15 protein-coding genes and 9 tRNA genes are annotated in these 16871 nt (G+C 69.0%); 1 reads left to right on the top strand and 23 read right to left on the bottom strand.

The features are described 5' to 3' along the window. Positions 1-9 precede the first annotated feature (9 nt). The 4 genes from FJ694_RS10390 to FJ694_RS10375 form a co-directional block, all read right to left on the bottom strand. Positions 10-1299: an MFS transporter gene (locus FJ694_RS10390; RefSeq protein WP_232539976.1), complete on the bottom strand. Its 1290-nt coding sequence runs from the start codon at positions 1297-1299 to the stop codon at positions 10-12. Positions 1300-1310: 11 nt separating this feature from the next. Continuing rightward, on the bottom strand, positions 1311-2783 hold the full coding sequence (guaB, locus tag FJ694_RS10385; RefSeq protein WP_157266692.1) for an IMP dehydrogenase: 1473 nt from the start codon (positions 2781-2783) through the stop codon (positions 1311-1313). A gap of 87 nt (positions 2784-2870) precedes the next feature. After that, a complete protein-coding gene (locus FJ694_RS10380) occupies positions 2871-3167 on the bottom strand; it encodes an RnfH family protein (protein WP_157266690.1) in 297 nt (98 codons plus the stop codon). A gap of 12 nt (positions 3168-3179) precedes the next feature. Further along, a complete protein-coding gene (locus FJ694_RS10375) occupies positions 3180-3632 on the bottom strand; it encodes a type II toxin-antitoxin system RatA family toxin (protein WP_157266688.1) in 453 nt (150 codons plus the stop codon). Positions 3633-3684: 52 nt separating this feature from the next. Between FJ694_RS10375 and smpB the strand changes: the two genes are divergently transcribed. Next, a complete protein-coding gene (gene smpB, locus FJ694_RS10370) occupies positions 3685-4161 on the top strand; it encodes an SsrA-binding protein SmpB (RefSeq protein ID WP_157266686.1) in 477 nt (158 codons plus the stop codon). A 43-nt stretch (positions 4162-4204) separates the two neighbouring features. On the opposite strand, the gene FJ694_RS10365 is transcribed toward smpB, so the two are convergent. The 19 genes from FJ694_RS10365 to FJ694_RS10275 form a co-directional block, all read right to left on the bottom strand. Further along, positions 4205-5314: an acyltransferase family protein gene (locus tag FJ694_RS10365; protein WP_157266684.1), complete on the bottom strand. Its 1110-nt coding sequence runs from the start codon at positions 5312-5314 to the stop codon at positions 4205-4207. Then, positions 5311-6492 (bottom strand): PLP-dependent transferase, encoded by a 1182-nt coding sequence (locus FJ694_RS10360; RefSeq protein WP_157266682.1) that lies wholly within the window; start codon positions 6490-6492, stop codon positions 5311-5313. The genes FJ694_RS10365 and FJ694_RS10360 overlap by 4 nt, the downstream gene beginning before the upstream one ends. After that, positions 6489-7892: a 30S ribosomal protein S12 methylthiotransferase RimO gene (gene rimO / locus FJ694_RS10355; RefSeq protein WP_157266680.1), complete on the bottom strand. Its 1404-nt coding sequence runs from the start codon at positions 7890-7892 to the stop codon at positions 6489-6491. The genes FJ694_RS10360 and rimO overlap by 4 nt, the downstream gene beginning before the upstream one ends. Before the next feature lie 21 nt (positions 7893-7913). Further along, the gene (gene phaR, locus FJ694_RS10350) at positions 7914-8507 is read right to left on the bottom strand and encodes a polyhydroxyalkanoate synthesis repressor PhaR (RefSeq protein WP_157266678.1); all 594 of its coding nucleotides are present in this window, start codon (positions 8505-8507) and stop codon (positions 7914-7916) included. 184 nt (positions 8508-8691) lie between these two features. Continuing rightward, complete coding sequence (locus FJ694_RS10345; RefSeq protein ID WP_157266676.1) at positions 8692-9465, bottom strand: N-acyl amino acid synthase FeeM domain-containing protein; 774 nt, start codon at positions 9463-9465, stop codon at positions 8692-8694. An 840-nt stretch (positions 9466-10305) separates the two neighbouring features. After that, positions 10306-10381 (bottom strand) — tRNA-Ala (locus FJ694_RS10340). Between the two features lie 43 nt (positions 10382-10424). After that, positions 10425-10501 (bottom strand) — tRNA-Asp (locus FJ694_RS10335). A 57-nt stretch (positions 10502-10558) separates the two neighbouring features. Beyond that, positions 10559-10634 (bottom strand) — tRNA-Glu (locus FJ694_RS10330). Positions 10635-10682: 48 nt separating this feature from the next. Beyond that, positions 10683-10758: transfer RNA gene (locus FJ694_RS10325), tRNA-Ala, on the bottom strand. Positions 10759-10794: 36 nt separating this feature from the next. Next, a tRNA-Asp gene (locus tag FJ694_RS10320) sits at positions 10795-10871 on the bottom strand. 57 nt (positions 10872-10928) lie between these two features. Beyond that, positions 10929-11004 (bottom strand) — tRNA-Glu (locus tag FJ694_RS10315). An 84-nt stretch (positions 11005-11088) separates the two neighbouring features. Beyond that, positions 11089-11165, bottom strand: a tRNA-Asp gene (locus tag FJ694_RS10310). Positions 11166-11212: 47 nt separating this feature from the next. Next, positions 11213-11288 (bottom strand) — tRNA-Glu (locus tag FJ694_RS10305). Positions 11289-11341: 53 nt separating this feature from the next. Beyond that, positions 11342-11417: transfer RNA gene (locus FJ694_RS10300), tRNA-Ala, on the bottom strand. A gap of 95 nt (positions 11418-11512) precedes the next feature. Further along, positions 11513-12931, bottom strand: a complete 1419-nt coding sequence (gene gltX / locus FJ694_RS10295) for a glutamate--tRNA ligase (protein ID WP_157266674.1) — start codon at positions 12929-12931, stop codon at positions 11513-11515. 16 nt (positions 12932-12947) lie between these two features. After that, positions 12948-14180: an O-succinylhomoserine sulfhydrylase gene (locus FJ694_RS10290; protein ID WP_157266672.1), complete on the bottom strand. Its 1233-nt coding sequence runs from the start codon at positions 14178-14180 to the stop codon at positions 12948-12950. 28 nt (positions 14181-14208) lie between these two features. Further along, complete coding sequence (gene purF / locus FJ694_RS10285) at positions 14209-15732, bottom strand: amidophosphoribosyltransferase (RefSeq protein ID WP_157266670.1); 1524 nt, start codon at positions 15730-15732, stop codon at positions 14209-14211. 30 nt (positions 15733-15762) lie between these two features. Beyond that, positions 15763-16275, bottom strand: coding sequence for a CvpA family protein (locus FJ694_RS10280; protein WP_232539975.1), 513 nt, complete (start codon positions 16273-16275; stop codon positions 15763-15765). Next, positions 16275-16871: SPOR domain-containing protein (locus tag FJ694_RS10275; protein ID WP_157266668.1), on the bottom strand; the 597-nt coding region annotated here is incomplete at its 5' end. The genes FJ694_RS10275 and FJ694_RS10280, both read right to left, overlap by 1 nt.

Below are 16871 nucleotides of genomic sequence, written 5' to 3'. Positions count from 1 at the left end.
AGGTTGCTCTCAGGCCGCCTCGTGGGCGGCATGGGCGGCGCCGCGCTGGCGCCGGAAATGTTTGTAGGCCACCACCGCGGCAATCGCCTGCAGCAGCGCGCAGAAGTAGAAGGGCAGCCCCATCCAGAAGTCGCCCTGCGGGCGGTGCGACACCAGCGTCAGCAGCCCCGCGCCGGTCAGCGGCGCCAGCACGGCCATCAGGCTGCTGAGCGACGCCACCGAGCCCATGGTCGTGCCCTGGCGCGTGGCGTCCGCGGCGTTGGAGACCAGGCTCTGCAGCGAGGCCGTCACGGTGAAGCCCAGGATGTTGAGGAAGATGACGGCGATCATCATCCAGCCCTCGGTGGACAGGCCCCAGCACAGGTAGCTCACGGCCGAGGACACCAGGCCCAGCTGCACCAGCCGCTGCGGCGTGGTGCGTTTCAGCAGCTGGCGCATCAGCCCGCCCTGCACCAGCGCCGACATCAGGCCCACGGCGAACAGGCTCCAGCCGTTCTCCTTCGGGCCCCAGCCGAACTTCAGGCCGGTATAGAGCACCCAGGTCGAATGCAGCGTGAATTGCGCCAGGCTGCCGAGGCCCAGCACCACCACCAGCGGGCCGACGCCGCGCAGTGCGGTGAGCTCGCGCAGCGCCGTCACCGGGTTGGCGCGGCGCCACTCGAAGCGCCGGCGCTGCGCCCGGGGCAGCGACTCCGGCAGCACGAAGATGCCGTAGAGCGTGTTGAGCAGCGCCAGCGTGCCGGCCGCGTAGAACGGCAGCCGCAGGTCGATGTCGCCCAGCAAACCGCCCGTCACCGGGCCCAGGATGAAGCCGACGCCGAAGGTCGCGCCCAGCAGGCCGAAGCGCTTGGCGCGCTCCTGCGCCGTGCTGATGTCGGCGACGTAGCTCTGCGCCACCGCCGCGTTGGCCTGCAGCGCGCCGCTCACCAATCGCACCGCCACCAGCACCCACAGCGCCGGCGCCAGCGCGGTGGCGAAGAAGCTGAAGGCCAGCCCGCAGAAGCCCAGCAGCAGCACCGGCCGGCGCCCGAAGCGGTCGGACAGTGCGCCCAGGATGGGCGAGCCGAAGAAGTTGGCGACGCCAAAAGTAAAACTGACCACGCCGAACCAGAAGGCGGCGTCGGTGGCGTTGCCGGTGAAGCCGCCCACCAGCGCGGGCAGCACGGGGATGATCAGGCCGATCGACATCATGTCGATCAGCACCGCGATCAGGATGAAGCGCATCGCGGCGCGGCGGCCGCCCGGCACGGCCGGGGCCGCCGCGTCGCCGCGCGGCTCGGTCGAAGGGTCAGCAGCCACGGCGCGTGCCGTCATTCCATGCGGTAGTTCGGCGCTTCCTTCGTGATCTGCACGTCGTGGACGTGGCTCTCGCGCACGCCGGCGCTGGTGATCTCGACGAACTCGGCGCGCTCGTGCATCTGCGCGATCGTGGCGCAGCCGCAGTAGCCCATGGAGGCGCGCAGGCCGCCCGCCATCTGGAACACGATCGACACCATCGAGCCCTTGTAGGGCACGCGCCCCTCGATGCCTTCGGGCACGAGCTTGTCGGCGTTGGGGTTGGTGGTCTCGTCGTTTTCCTGGAAGTAGCGGTCGGCCGAGCCGGCCTTCATGGCGCCGATGGAGCCCATGCCGCGGTAGCCCTTGTAGGAGCGGCCCTGGAACAGGAACACCTCGCCCGGCGACTCCTCGGTGCCGGCGAACATGCCGCCCATCATCACGGTGCTGGCACCGGCGGCGATGGCCTTGGCGATGTCGCCCGAGTAGCGGATGCCGCCGTCGGCGATCAGCGGCACGCCCGTGCCTTGCAGCGCGGTCGCGACGTTGTCGATGGCCGTGATCTGCGGCACGCCCACGCCCGCGACGATGCGGGTGGTGCAGATCGAGCCGGGGCCGATGCCGACCTTGACGCCGTCGGCGCCGGCTTCGACCAGCGCCAGCGCCGCCGCGCCGGTGGCGATGTTGCCGCCGATGACGTCCACGCCAGGAAAGTTCTGCTTGACCCAGCGCACGCGCTCCAGCACGCCCAGGCTGTGGCCGTGGGCGGTGTCCACCACCAGCACGTCCACGCCGGCCTTGACCAGCAGCTCGACGCGCTCCTCGGTGCCCTCGCCCACGCCGACGGCCGCGCCCACGCGCAGCTTGCCGTGCGAGTCGCGCGCGGCGTTGGGGAAGTTGGTCTGCTTGGTGATGTCCTTGACGGTCATCAGGCCGCGCAGCTCGAAGGCCTCGTTGACGACCAGCACGCGTTCGAGCTTGTGCTTGTGCATGAGGGCCTTGCCCTCTTCGAGCGAGGCGCCTTCCTGGACCGTGATGAGCCGCTCGCGCGGGGTCATGATCTCGCGCACCGGCACGTCCATGCGGGTCTCGAAGCGCAGGTCGCGCCCGGTGACGATGCCGACCACCTTGGTGCCTTCGAGCACCGGGAAGCCGGAGAAGCCGTGCTGGTCCGACAGCGCCTTGACCTGGCGCACGGTGGTGGCGGGGGTGACGGTGAGCGGGTCGCGCAGGAGGCCGGATTCGTAGCGCTTGACGCGGGCGACCTCGGCGGCCTGCTGCTGCGGGCTGAGGTTCTTGTGGACGATGCCGATGCCGCCTTCCTGCGCGATCGTGATGGCCAGCCGCGCCTCGGTGACGGTGTCCATGGCGGCGGACACGAGCGGCAGGTTCAGCGAGATGTTGCGCGACAGCTTGGTGGCAAGGCTGGTGTCGCGGGGCAGGACCTGGGAGAAAGCGGGCACCAACAACACGTCGTCGAAGGTGAGGGCTTTGCCAAGTAGGCGCATACGAAGGCTCCAGACGCAAAAAGCGATTATAAGGAAGCCCCCAGGTGGGCCACCCGCAAAGGGGTAGCCGCCGCATGGCGCGCGATGTCAGGCGCGCTTCTTCTTCGCGCCGCCCTGGCCCTTGTAGCGCAGCCGCCGCGCTTCCTTCGGATCGACCAGCAGCCCGCGGCACAGCTCGACGCGGTCGCCCTCGCGCAGCGGGTGCTCCGCCGGCTGCGGCCGGCCCCAGACGCTCAAGGAAAGCGACTGCGGCCCGAAGTGCGGATGCCTCGACAGCAGCCCCGACGCCTCGACCGCGTCGCGCAGCGTGGCGCCGTCGGGCAGCTCCAGCGGCACGACCTCCACCTGCCGCGGCGCGGCGCTGAACACGACCTCGATGCGCATGCGTGCAGCCCTTCAGCGCGGCCCGTGCACCTGCTCGGCGCGCTTCACGAAGGCATCGACGAAGGTGTTGGCGATGCGGTCGAAGACGGGGCTGACGACCAGCTCCAGCGCGCGGCTGGAGAAGGCGTAGCGCAGGTCGAACTCGATGCGGCAGGCCTTGGGCTCGGAGCCCGGGGCGCCCAGGGGGTGGAAGATCCAGGTGCCGTCGAGCATGGAGAACGGGCCATCGACCAGCTCCATGCGCACCTCGCGCCCGGGGACGTTGACGTTGCGGGTGGTGAAGCTGTGCTTCACGCCCGCGTAGTGCAGGTGCAGCCGGGCGGTCATGGCGTCCTCGGTGCGTTCCAGCACCTCGGCGCGGTCGCACCACGGCAGGAAGGAGGGGTAGTCCTCGACTGCCGTCACCAGGTCATAGATCTCGCGCGGCGTGTACCACAGCAGGACCGACTTCTTCACGTGCTTCATACAATGGGGGGATTGTAGGGGCCGGCGTTCGGCCCTCTTTTTTTCGCAACCCATGCCGCCATCAGCCCCTGCCCTCATTGCCGAAAACCGCCGCGCCCGCTTCGAGTACCACATCGAGGAGCAGTTCGAGGCCGGCATGGTGCTCGCCGGCTGGGAGGTGAAAGCCATCCGCGCCGGCCAGATCCAGCTCACCGACGGCTACGTCGTCATCCGCGACGGCGAGCTGTTCCTCATCGGCTGCCGCATCAACGCGCTGCGCAGCGCCTCCACGCATGTCGTGCCCGAGGCGGACCGGACCAAGAAGCTGCTGATGAAGAAGGAGGAGATCCGCCGCCTCATCGGCAAGGTCGAGCAGCGCGGCTTCACGCTCGTGCCGCTCAACCTTCACTACAAGAACGGCCTGGTGAAGGCCCAGATCGCCCTGGCCAAGGGCAAGGCCCAGCACGACAAGCGCGAAACCGAAAAGGCGCGCGACTGGGAACGCGAGAAGGGGCGGCTGATGCGGCACAAGGTGTCCACCAAGGCCTGAAACGACGAACGCCGCGGAAGTCGCCCTCCGCGGCGTTTTGCCTTCAGCGCAGCCCGAAGCTGCCGCTGTGCCCCGGCTGCCGCGCCCGCCGTGCGGCGATGTAGGCCATCGCCCGCTGCTCGACGTGCCGGTGGAACAGCGCGCCCGCCCACAGGCTGCCGGCCCAGGCCAGCAGCAGTCCCAGCGCCTGCGGTGCCGGCTCCAGCGGCACGAAGCGCGTGAAGAAGGCATTCACCACCAGGCACACCGGGAAGTGCACCAGGAACACGCCGTAGCTGCTGCGCGAGACCGCCGCCGTCCAGCGCCCGACGCGGCCGCGCGCCGCCGGCACCCATTGCGGACGCCACTGCGCCAGCGCCAGGAAGGCCGCCACCAGCGCCGCCACCGCGATGCGCGTGCGCCACTCCAGCACCAGCGCCACCGTCACCAGCACGGCCAGCAGCGCCAGCGCCGCCCGGCGCGGCTTCGGGCCGCTCCACCACGCCGCCAGCACGCCCAGGCCGTAGGCACCGAAGAAGTACGGCGCCGCCACGTCCCAGCCTGGCTGCAGGTTGAACCACAGCAGCGAGGCGGCCACGCCCAGCAGCGCCAGCAGCGGCGCCACGCTGCCGCCGCGCCAGCCCACGGCGCTTTCCACGCACCCGGCCAGCACCAGCAGCGCCACCAGCAGCGCGTAGAGCTGGAAGTCGATGGCCACGTACCAGACGCCGGCCGAGAGCGCCTCCACGCCCAGCAGGTCGTGCAGCAGTAGAAGATGCGCAAGCAACTGGCCCACGCTTGGCGGGCCGGAGATGCTGTCGTGGTCCATCCACTCGCGCGCCAGCGCCGAGGCCGCGATCGAGATCAGCAGCATCGCCGCGAAGGGCAGCACCAGGCGCGCGTAGCGCTCGCCAATCAGGTCCCAGGCGGCGCGGCCGGGCTTCAGCCGCGCCTGCGGCGCCAGGCTGCGCGCGGCCAGGAAGCCGCCCAGCACCAGGAACACCTGCACCGCCACGCGCGCGTGCTGCGACAGCCATTGCTCCAGCGCCGGCACCCAGGGCTCGACCACGTCCGACATCGGCCCGTAGAAGGCCAGGTGGTGCAGCACGATCAACTGGCACGCGACCGCCTTGAGCGCATCCACATGCGCCCAGCGCGAGGCCGCGGCCGTCATGCGGCGTCGGCCAGGACGCGCAGCGCCTGCTCGATGTCGGCCTGCAGGTCCGACACCGCCTCCAGCCCCAGGCTGAAGCGGATCAGCGTGCCGCGGTACGGCACCGGGCGGCTGCGCAGGCTGGCCGCGTCGTAGGGCACGGCCAGGCTCACCGGCCCGCCCCAGGACCAGCCGATGCGAAACAGCTTCAGCGCGTCCACCACCGCGTCGGCCTGCGCCGGGGTGTAGCGCGCATCCAACTCGACCGTGAACAGCCCGGCGGCGGCCGAGCAGGTGTCGGCCCAGTGCGCGTGGCCGGGCGAGCCTGGCAGCGCCGGATGCAGCACGCGCACGAACTCCGGCCGCCGCGCGCACCAGCGCGCCAGCTCGCGCCCGGCGGCGTCCTGCGCCGCGTAGCGCAGCTCCAGCGAGGGCAGCGCGCGCAGCACCGCCTCCACGTCGTTGAGGCCCACGCCCAGCCCGAGCCGGCTGTGCGCCAGCGCCAGGCGCCGGTACAGCCCCTCGTCGGCCGTGACGACCGAGCCCATGAGCACGTCGCCGCCGCCGGAGGGGTACTTGGTCAGCGCATGCACCGTCAGGTCCACGCCGAGGGCGAAGGCGTCGAAGGCGATGCCCGCGCCCCAGGTGTTGTCCAGCGCGATCACGGCCTGCGGCGCGCGCTCGCGCACCGTCGTGATGAGCGCGCGCAGGTCCGGGAACTCCATGGTCACCGAGCCCGCGGCCTCCAGCCACACCAGCTTCGTTTGCGCGCTCAACGACCCGGCCAGCGAGGCCGCGTCCATCGCGTCATAGACGCGGTGCGCGACGCCCCACGACTTCAGCTCGTGCCGCGCGAAGGTCTTGCCGGGGCCATAGGCGTTGTCGGGCAGCAGCACCTCGTCGCCCTGCGCCAGCAGCGCCATGTCCACCAGCGCAATGGCCGCCAGGCCGCTCGGGGCCAGCAGCGCGTGCCGGCCGCCTTCGAGCGAGGCGATGCGCGCCTCCAGCGTGAAGGTGGTGGGCGTGCCGTGCAGGCCGTAGGTGTAGGCCGACTTGTCGAGCCAGCTGTGCGTGCGCAGCGCCGCCGTGTTCGGGAAGAACACGGTGGAGGCCTTGTGCACGGCGACCACCGGCGACTCGAAGCCGGCCGGGGGAACGTAGTCGTGGTGGATCAGGGAGGTGCTGCGCTCTCGCGTCATACCGGCATGCCCACCAGGTCATGCCCTTCGGCGGCGACGATGCGCACGCGCGTGAACTCGCCCACCTTCAGCGTGCGCGAGGCCTTCTCCGGCGGCAGGATGCGCACGGTGCCGTCGATCTCGGGCGCGTCGGCATAGCTGCGGCCCACGCCGCCCTTGCGGCCCAGCGCCGGGGCGCTGTCCACCAGCACCTGCATGGTGGCGCCGACGCGCCGGCGCAGCTTGTCCACGGAGATGCGCTCGGCCTCGGCCATGAAGCGCGCGCGGCGCTCCTCGCGCAGCGCGTCCGGCAGTGCGCCGGGCAGATCGTTGGCGGTGGCGCCGGCCACGGGCGAGTAGGCGAAGCAGCCGGCGCGGTCGATCTGCGCCTCGCGCAGGAACTGCAGCAGGTAGTCGAACTCGGCCTCGGTCTCGCCGGGGAAGCCGGCGATGAAGGTGCTGCGGATGACGATCTCGGGGCAGGCCTGGCGCCACTGGGCGATGCGCTCCAGGTGGCGCTCGCCGCTGGCCGGGCGCTTCATGCGCTTGAGCACGTCGGGGTGCGCGTGCTGCAGCGGGATATCCAGGTACGGCAGGATGCGCCCGGAGGCCATCAGCGGCAGGACCTCGTCGACGTGCGGGTACGGGTAGACGTAGTGCAGCCGCACCCAGGCGCCGTGCTGCTCGGCCAGGTTCCCGAGCTGCTCGCAGAGCTCGAACATGCGCGTGCGCACGGGCTTGCCATCCCAGAAGCCGGTGCGGTACTTCACGTCCACGCCGTAGGCGCTGGTGTCCTGGGAAACGACCAGCAGCTCCTTGACGCCGGATTCGAACAGCGCGCGGGCCTCGCCCAGCACGTCGCCGATGGGGCGCGACACCAGGTCGCCGCGCATCGACGGGATGATGCAGAAGCTGCAGCGGTGGTTGCAGCCCTCGCTGATCTTCAGGTAGGCGTAGTGCTTCGGGGTGAGCTTGATGCCGGCGGCGCCGCGCGCTTCGGGCACCAGGTCGATGAAGGGATCGTGCGGCTTGGGCACGTGCAGGTGGACCGCCTCCATGACCTCCTGCGTGGCGTGCGGGCCGGTGACGGCCAGCACCTTGGGGTGCACCTCGCGCACGAGGTTGTCGCTGCCCTGCCCCGCGCGCGCGCCCAGGCAGCCGGTGACGATGACCTTGCCGTTCTCGGCCAGCGCCTCGCCGATGGTGTCCAGGCTTTCCTTGACGGCGTCGTCAATGAAGCCGCAGGTGTTGACGATGACGAGGTCGGCGCCGGCGTAGGTCTTGCTGGTCTCGTACCCTTCAGCGCGCAGCTGGGTGAGGATCAGCTCGGAATCGGTCAGCGCCTTGGGGCAGCCCAGCGAGACGAAGCCGATGGTGGGCGCCGCGCCTGACGGCGCGGCGGGGGTAATGCGGTCGGTCATGCGGGTATTTTCCCGCATTCCTCAAGGCTGGCGTTTCGAACCGGGAAAGCCGGGGATGTTCGGGAACAGCGTTTCGGCCTGCTTCTGCATCTGCTCCTGCATCTGCGTGAACAGCTTCTTGGACTGCTCCATGTAATTGCCGACCAGGCTCTGCATCAGCGGCGCCTGGCCGCTGAGGAACTGCGTCCACATCTCGGGCGTGAACTTCTGCACGCCGTAGAGCTCGCGGCCCTGCTCGGCCAGCCGCGACTGCAGCTCCACGAAGGTCTGCAGGTTCTTCTCCAGGTACGAGCCCATGAGGCCCTGCATGGCATGCCCGTAGAAACGGATCAGGTGCGCCAGCATCTGCGTGGAGAACATCGGCACGCCGCCGGTTTCCTCTTCCAGGATGATCTGCAGCAGGATGCTGCGCGTGAGGTCCTCGCCGGTCTTGGCATCGCGCACCTCGAAATCCTGGCCATCGAGCACCATCGTCTTCACGTCGGCCAGCGTGATGTACGCGCTGGTCTGGGTGTCGTAGAGGCGACGGTTGGGGTACTTCTTGAGGATGCGCGGACCGCCGTCCTGGGCGGTGGCCTCATCGCTCGCGGCACCACCAGGTCGCTTCAAGGGCATAAACAGACTCCCGTAACAATCGGGCAATTCTAGGCGCTACGTCACGGGCCCCGCCGCAGCGCGTCGGGGAAAGCACAGTCGCGCCACGGTCGCGCCCGGCCACCGGCGCGGGACCGCGACAGCGCCACGGCGCCACCCCCCGCCCCGCGGCCGCGCCGGCCCGCCGGACCCGGCCCCCACCCGCTCAGGCGCTGCGGCTTCGGGCCCAGTTCCCGATGAAGACCTGCACCTCCCCCTCCGGTGCCAGGAAATAGGGATAAAACGATTTCTCGACCGCCGCCAGGTGCGGCTTGCCGCCCAGGCGCGCAATCTCGCTCAAGCCATAGGCCAGGTTCAGCGTCAACAGTACCGCCGGCGCATTGACCCGGTCGTTCTGCTGCACGCCGGACACCACCTCGAAACCCAGGAGCCGGGCGTAGAAACGCACGTGCCGCGGGTTGACTTCCACCAGGACCGTCTCGGCGCGATGCACGTTGTCGGCATAGCGATAGGCCGCGTGGAACAGCGATCCCAGCAGTTCCTTCGAGCGCGCTTCGCCATCGACGGCCAGCTTGGTGAATTCGCACAACCGGTGGCCGGCGCGGCGCAATTCAGCCACCTGCTGCGGAAATGACTGCTCCACCGACAAGCTGTAGCCGGGTTTGTCGGCGGCAACGGAAAGGGTTCCCAAAATGCTGTCGCCCTCGCTCACCACCAGCGTTCGCTGCGGGCTGTCCTGCAGCGGACCACCGACGCCCTGGTATCCGCGCCACGCGTACATGCGCTGAACCAACAGGCTGGCCGTGCGGTGCTGCGCCGCCGACTGCGCCAGTTGCACCCTGTACGGATGGATGGCTTCCCCGTCACAGGGCAGCCCCGTCAACCGACGCGACACCAGGCCGTCCAGGCCATGCAACAGGGCCGCGGGGGCAACCGACCTGGCCTCGGCGGGCAAGGTCATCAGCATTTGTTCCGACATATGGAATCTCCCTCCAAATCATTTCCGAATTCATAGGAATTCCGCGCGCCGCGTTCATGAATGGATTCAAGGGCGTCGCATGTTTTCCCGATTTCAGTCCAGATGGTCCGGTCGCTTCCGGCCTGCCCTCCTTTTTCCCCTGTCCTGCGCGCTGAATATATCTGCTCCCAGGTGCAGGATACGGGCCGCACCGGCGTCTGGGGAAGCAGTGTTTTGTCTCGATGGACCGGGAGTTTGGTACTACGCGCAAGGTTGCCCGGTTCCCCCCTGAAAAGGGTCCTGAACCGGGACAATTCTCCTGCGGACAAGTTGCCGAGGGGGCTTTTGGGCGACAGATGGAGGTGCCCATGCGCAGAGATTTGCCGGGGCGTCATTGTGCGAGATCGCACGACGGGCGCCCGGGATTTCCAGCAGGCCAGGCCCTGCCGCAGGACTGAATCGGAGAAAAACCACGCAATTGCGGGTACAGAATATATACCGCACGGCGCGGAAACCCCGCAATTGCGGGATGACAGAAATGGACGCGCAAGAAGAGGCACGAACCCGGCACCGGGCGGTGACGGCGCGGCCCTGCCGGGACGGCGCCTGCAGCCGCAGCCAAGGCAGTGCCTGCCAGGGCGGCAGGCCCCGGCATGCAAGACAGCGGCCGCCGGCGGCAGAAAGACGGGCCAGGCCAGACCGAGGTAGCCCGAACCCCGGGCAGGCGAAGCCCAACGACGAAAAGGCCGCTCCAGGAGGGGCCTTCAGGTTGCGTCTTGCGCAAGGCTGCCGGGCCAGGGCGGCGCGGCAGGAACGTCATATCGGCACCGAACGGTCGCGCCATCCACCGCGGTGTGCCGGTGGTGGAGGTAAGCGGGATCGAACCGCTGACCTCTTGCATGCCATGCAAGCGCTCTCCCAGCTGAGCTATACCCCCATCGGATATTCGCGCGCCGTTCAGCACAAACTACAAGATACTTTGGCGGAGTGGACGGGACTCGAACCCGCGACCCCCGGCGTGACAGGCCGGTATTCTAACCGACTGAACTACCACTCCGCGTCGGTAGCTGCTTTACCGGAATATGTTGCCATACTCCACAAGCGCAGCCAAACTTGGCGTCCCCTAGGGGATTCGAACCCCTGTTACAACCGTGAAAGGGTCGTGTCCTAGGCCTCTAGACGAAGGGGACCAAACCTTTCATATTCCCGGACCGCGCGCCCCGCATCGAAACCGATGGTGGTGGAGGTAAGCGGGATCGAACCGCTGACCTCTTGCATGCCATGCAAGCGCTCTCCCAGCTGAGCTATACCCCCGAGGAAACACGCTGCCCGAAAACAACTCAAATACTTTGGCGGAGTGGACGGGACTCGAACCCGCGACCCCCGGCGTGACAGGCCGGTATTCTAACCGACTGAACTACCACTCCGCGTCGGTAGCCGCATTATCGAAGAATCAAGCGACTCTCCGCAAGCGCGGCCAAACTTGGCGTCCCCTAGGGGATTCGAACCCCTGTTACAACCGTGAAAGGGTCGTGTCCTAGGCCTCTAGACGAAGGGGACCAAACTCAAACTCATTATCTCACGAAAAACGCCCACTGTTTGGGTGGGCGTTTTCGGAAAATACCAAAAACTTCTCAAAAACTTTGGCGGAGTGGACGGGACTCGAACCCGCGACCCCCGGCGTGACAGGCCGGTATTCTAACCAACTGAACTACCACTCCGCGTCGGTAACGACTTTGCCAGGTTGCCCTGCAAGCGCCGTCAAACTTGGCGTCCCCTAGGGGATTCGAACCCCTGTTACAACCGTGAAAGGGTCGTGTCCTAGGCCTCTAGACGAAGGGGACTGATCCTTCTTCCCTGACGAACCTCGCGCCCTCACCCGAGCTTTTGGCCTGGGTGGTGGAGGTAAGCGGGATCGAACCGCTGACCTCTTGCATGCCATGCAAGCGCTCTCCCAGCTGAGCTATACCCCCTCGAGTTCCCTTTCGGTTTCCCTTCGGGTCACATCGGCCCCGGCTTTCGCCGCTGCTTTTGTGTTTCGCGCTGTTCATCAAGCGAGAATGAGATTCTAGATCACTCCTTGGGGGGATTGCAAGCGCTTCGCAACTTTTTCTTTGGAAAAAAGTTCGAGCACCGCGTCCACCGACGGCGTCTGGGCACGGCCGCACACCAGAAGCCGCACCGGCACGGCCAGTTGCGGCATCTTCAGGCCGTGCTCGGCCAGCGTGGCCTTGAGCGCACCGGCAATGCCGGCCTTGTCCCAGCCTTCCAGCGCCAGCAACCGCTCGCGCAGCGTGGCCAGCGCCGGCTGCACCGCAGGCGTGAGGTGCTGCGCCAGCTCCTCGGCCGCCGGCGCGGCCTCCACGAAGTACATGGACAGCCAGTCGGTCAGCTCCACCGTGGTGGCGCAGCGGTCCTTGAACAGGCCGACCGCCGCCTCCAGCGCGAAGCCGGCCGGAACCTCGATGCCGCGCTTGGCGAGCTGCTCGCGCACCAGCGGCGCCAGCGCCGCGTCGGCCGTGCGCTTGAGGTGCTGCGCGTTGACCCAGCGCAGCTTGACTTCGTCGTACTGGCCCGCGCTCTTGCCCAGGTGGTCCAGGTTGAACCACTGCAGGAACTGCTCGCGCGTGAAGATCTCCTCGTCGCCGTGGCTCCAGCCCAGGCGCGCCAGGTAGTTCACCATCGCCTCGGCTAGGAAGCCCTCGTCGCGGTACTGCGTCACCGGCTTGGCGCCGTTGCGCTTGCTCATCTTCTCGCCCTGCTCGTTGAGCACGGTGGGCAGGTGCGCGTACACCGGCGGCTCCTGGCCCAGGGCGCGGAAGATGTGGATCTGGCGCGGCGTGTTGTTGACGTGGTCGTCACCGCGGATGACGTGGGTGATGCCCATGTCGATGTCGTCCACCACCACGCAGAAGTTGTAGGTCGGCGTGCCGTCGGGGCGGGCGATGACGAGGTCGTCGAGCTCGTCGTTGCTGAACTCGATGCGGCCCTTGACCTTGTCGTCCCAGGCGACGCTGCCGCCCACGGGGCCCTTGAAGCGGATCACCGGCTGCACGCCTTCGGGCACCGGCGGCAGCGTCTTGCCGGGCTCGGGCCGCCAGGTGCCGTCGTAGCGGGGCTTTTGCTTGGCCGCCATCTGCCGCTCGCGCAGCGCGTCGAGCTCGGCGCTGCTCATGTAGCAGCGGTAGGCCAGGCCCTGCTCCAGCATCTGTGCCAGCACTTCCTTGTAGCGCTCCATGCGCTGCATCTGGTAGTACGGGCCCTCGTCGTGGTCCAGCCCCAGCCACTTCATGCCTTCGAGGATCACGTCCACCGCGGCCTGCGAGCTGCGCTCCAGGTCGGTGTCCTCGATGCGCAGGATGAAGGTGCCCTGGTTCGCGCGCGCGAAGGCCCAGGGATAGAGCGCCGAGCGGATGTTGCCCAGGTGGATGAAGCCCGTGGGCGACGGGGCAAAGCGGGTGCGGACGGGAGTGCGGTCGGTGGTCATGCGGTCACACGAGGGATCACAGGGAATGCAGGCCGCGCGCGAGGTCGGCCTGGAGGTCCTCGACGTCTTCCAGGCCCACGGCCACGCGGATCATGCCCTGCGTGATGCCCGCGGCCAGGCGCTGCGCCTCGGTCAGCCGGCCGTGCGAGGTGCTGGCCGGGTGCGTGATGGTGGTCTTGGTGTCGCCCACGTTGGTGGTGATGGAGCAGACGCGCGTGGCGTCGATCACGGCAAAGGCGTTGGCGCGCGCCTCTTCCGGCGTGTCGCCCTTCACGATGAAGCTCACCACCGCGCCGCCCAGCCCGGACTGCTGGCGCATGGCCAGCGCGTGCTGCGGATGCGACGGCAGGCCGGGGTAGTACAGCGTCGCGACCTGCGGCTGGGCTTCGAGCCAGCGCGCCAGCGCCAGCGCCTTCTCGCTTTGCGCGCGCATGCGGATGGACAGCGTCTCCAGCCCCTTGAGCACCACCCAGGCGTTGAAGGGCGACAGGCTCATGCCGGCGCTGCGCATCACCGGCACGAACTTGTCGTTGACCAGCTTCTCGCTCGCGCACAGCGCGCCGGCGATGACGCGGCCCTGGCCGTCGAGGTACTTGGTGCCGGAGTGGATGATCAGGTCCGCCCCGAGCTTCGCCGGCCGCTGCAGCGCCGGCGAGCAGAAGCAGTTGTCCACCGCCAGCAGCGCGCCGCCGCCGTGCGCCACTTCCGCCAGCGCCGCGATGTCGCAGACCTCGGTCAGCGGGTTGCTGGGCGTCTCGGCGAGCAGCAGCCGGGTGTTGGGCTTCATGGCCGCGCGCCAGGCCGCCACGTCGGTCTGCGACACGAAGCTGCTCTCCACGCCGAACTTGCCGAACTCGCCCTGCAGCAGCTTGATGGTCGAGCCGAACACGCTCTGCGAGCACACCACGTGGTCGCCGGCCTTCAGCAGCCCCATGAACAGCAGCATGATCGCCGCCATGCCGCTGGAGGTGCCGATGCACGCCTCGGTGCCCTCCATCGCCGCCAGGCGCCGTTCCATCATCGTGACGGTCGGGTTCGAGAAGCGGCTGTAGACGAAGGCCTCCTCCTCGTTGGCGAAGCGCCGCGCGGCGGTGGCGGCATCCGGGTGCACGAAGCTGCTGGTCAGGAACAGCGCCTCGCTGTGCTCGCCCCAGGGCGTGGCGGGCAGCCCCTCGCGCACGGCGATGGTGTCGATGCGGGCATCGGCGGGCAGCTCGACGCGGGGCAGCTTCTTGTTGTTGTCACTCATGGCGTGGCGATGGGTGTGGACGTGACGGTCAGGCCTGCTCGGCCGCGTTCTGCAGCGCCAGGCGCGAGCGCCCCGCGCCCTCCTCTTCCTCGGGCTGCTTCTTGCGCTGCTCGCGCAGCGTCTCGAAGTCCTCGGCCGAGACGTCGCCGGTGATGTAGCGGCCGTCGAAGCACGAGGCCTCGAAGCCCTGCAGCGCCGGGTTCAGCGCCGCCACCACCCGCTTCATCGCCTCGACGTCCTGGTAGATCAGCGCGTCGGCGCCGATGAACTCGCGCACCTCCTCGATGCTGCGGCCATGGGCGATGAGCTCCTCCTTGGTCGGCATGTCGATGCCGTAGACGTTGGGGAAGCGCACCGGCGGCGCCGCCGAGGCCATGTACACCTTGCGCGCCCCGGCCTCGCGCGCCATCTGCACGATCTCCTTGCTGGTCGTGCCGCGCACGATGGAGTCGTCCACCAGCAGCACGTTGCGGCCGCGGAACTCGCTGGCGATGGCGTTGAGCTTCTGGCGCACCGACTTCTTGCGCTGGCCCTGCCCCGGCATGATGAAGGTGCGGCCCACGTAGCGGTTCTTGACGAAGCCCTCGCGGTAGGGCTTGCCCAGCTTCTGCGCCAGCTGCATGGCCGACGGCCGGCTCGACTCGGGAATCGGGATCACCACGTCGATCTCGCTGGGCGGCATGGTCGAGATCACGCGCTGCGCCAGCGTCTCGCCCATGTTCAGCCGTGCCTGGTACACCGACACGCCGTCCATCACCGAGTCCGGCCGCGCCAGGTACACGTACTCGAACATGCACGGCTGCAGCGACGGGCTCTCCGCGCACTGGCGCGCGTGCACCTCGCCGGCCAGGTCGATGAAGATCGCCTCGCCCGGCGCCACGTCGCGCACCACGCGGTGGCTGGTGCCTTCGAGCACCACGCTCTCGCTGGCGACGATGACTTCCTTGCCTTCGGGCAGGTCGGCCTCGCCGAACACCAGCGGCCGGATGCCGTAGGGGTCGCGGAAGGCCAGCAGCCCGTGTCCGGCGATGAGCGCGATCACGGCGTAGGAGCCCTTGATGCGCTTGTGCACGGCGGCGACGGCGTCGAAGACCTTGTCAGGGGTGAGCGGCAGGTCGCGCGCGGTGCGCTCGAGCTCGTGCGCCAGCACGTTGATCAGCACCTCGGTGTCGCTCTCGGTGTTGATGTGGCGGCGGTCGATGTCGAACAGCTCCTTCTTCAGCGCGTAGGCGTTGGTCAGGTTGCCGTTGTGCACCAGCACGATGCCGAAGGGCGCGTTGACGTAGAAGGGCTGCGCCTCTTCCTCGCTGTAGGCGTTGCCCGCGGTCGGGTAGCGCACCTGGCCCAGGCCGACCTGCCCGGGGAGCGCGCGCATGTTGCGGGTGCGGAACACGTCGCGCACCATGCCGCGCGCCTTGTGCATGAAGCACTTGGTGCCCTGCATGGTGACGATGCCCGCGGCATCCTGGCCGCGGTGCTGCAGCAGCAGCAGCGCGTCGTAGATCAGCTGGTTGACGGGCGTCTGGGAAATGACACCGACGATCCCACACATGGTCTTGCGTCCTTCAGTGATGCCGCGCCCTCAACGGGCCGGCAGGTGCCGTGCCACCGCGGACGGCAGCACGGGTTGAATCTCTTGTCGCAGCATCTGCAGCCAGGCCGCCCCGCCCGACTGCTGCCACGCCGGCGCGTGCACGAGCGGCGTCAGCGCCACCAGCGTGCTCACCACCAGCAGCGCCAGCAGCCCGCGCAGCAGCCCGAAGCCGCCGCCCAGCAGCCGGTCCAGCGGCCCCAGCGGCGAGGCCTGCACCAGGAAGCGCAGCAGCCGCGCCGCCAGCCCGCAGCCCAGCAGCGCGCCCATGAACACCAGCACGTAAGCCGCCGCCGTGCGCCAGGCCGGCAGCGCGCCCTGCCACGGCAGCCACTCCGCCACCGCCGGCGCCCACCGCTGCGCCGCGAACCAGGCCGCCACGTAGCCGGCCAGCGACAGCAGCTCGAACACCAGCCCGCGCCACAGTCCCGCCAGCAGGGACAGCAGCAGCAGGCCCAGCATCGCTACATCGACCCAGCCCAGCCCGGCCACCGCACCGGACATCACGGCTGCGGCAGCAGCGCCGTGGCCAGCCCGGCAGCGCGGAGTTTGCCAAGCGCCTTGTCGGCTTCCTCGCGGCTGGAAAATGGCCCCACGCGCACCCGGATGCGGCGCCCGGCGTCGGTCTGGATCTCCTGCGTGTAGCTGCGGATGCCGAGCTTTTCCACGCGCGCCTGGGCCTCGCTGGCCGACGCGGTATCGGCGAAGGCCCCCACCTGCACGATGTAGCGCTTCTCCGCCGCCGGCTCGGCGCGCTCCTTTTCCTTGTCCTTGACCAGTTCGCGGATCGGGTCCTTGTCCCGCGCGGGCTCCTTGGCCGCTTCCTTGACCGCAGGCTTGTCCTTGGCGACTTCGCGCGCGGGCTCCTTGTCCCGGCCCGTTTCCCGGCTCGTTTCCCGGGGCGACTCCCTGGTTGCCTCCTTCGTCGCTTCCCTGGCCGGCGGCTTGTCGCGCGGCGCCTCGCGCTGCGGCTCCCGAACGGGCGGTGGCGTCTCCCGGGCCACGGTGGCGGCGGGACGGCGCTCGGCCGCGGCCGGGTCGGGCAGGACCTTGATCGGCGGCGGCAGCCGCGCGGGGGCGGCGGCGTCGGCGGCCTGCGA

It is taken from the genome of Azohydromonas aeria, assembly GCF_009760915.1.
GTDB lineage: Bacteria > Pseudomonadota > Gammaproteobacteria > Burkholderiales > Burkholderiaceae_C > Azohydromonas > Azohydromonas aeria.
This window is presented reverse-complemented; position numbering and strand designations above follow the sequence as displayed.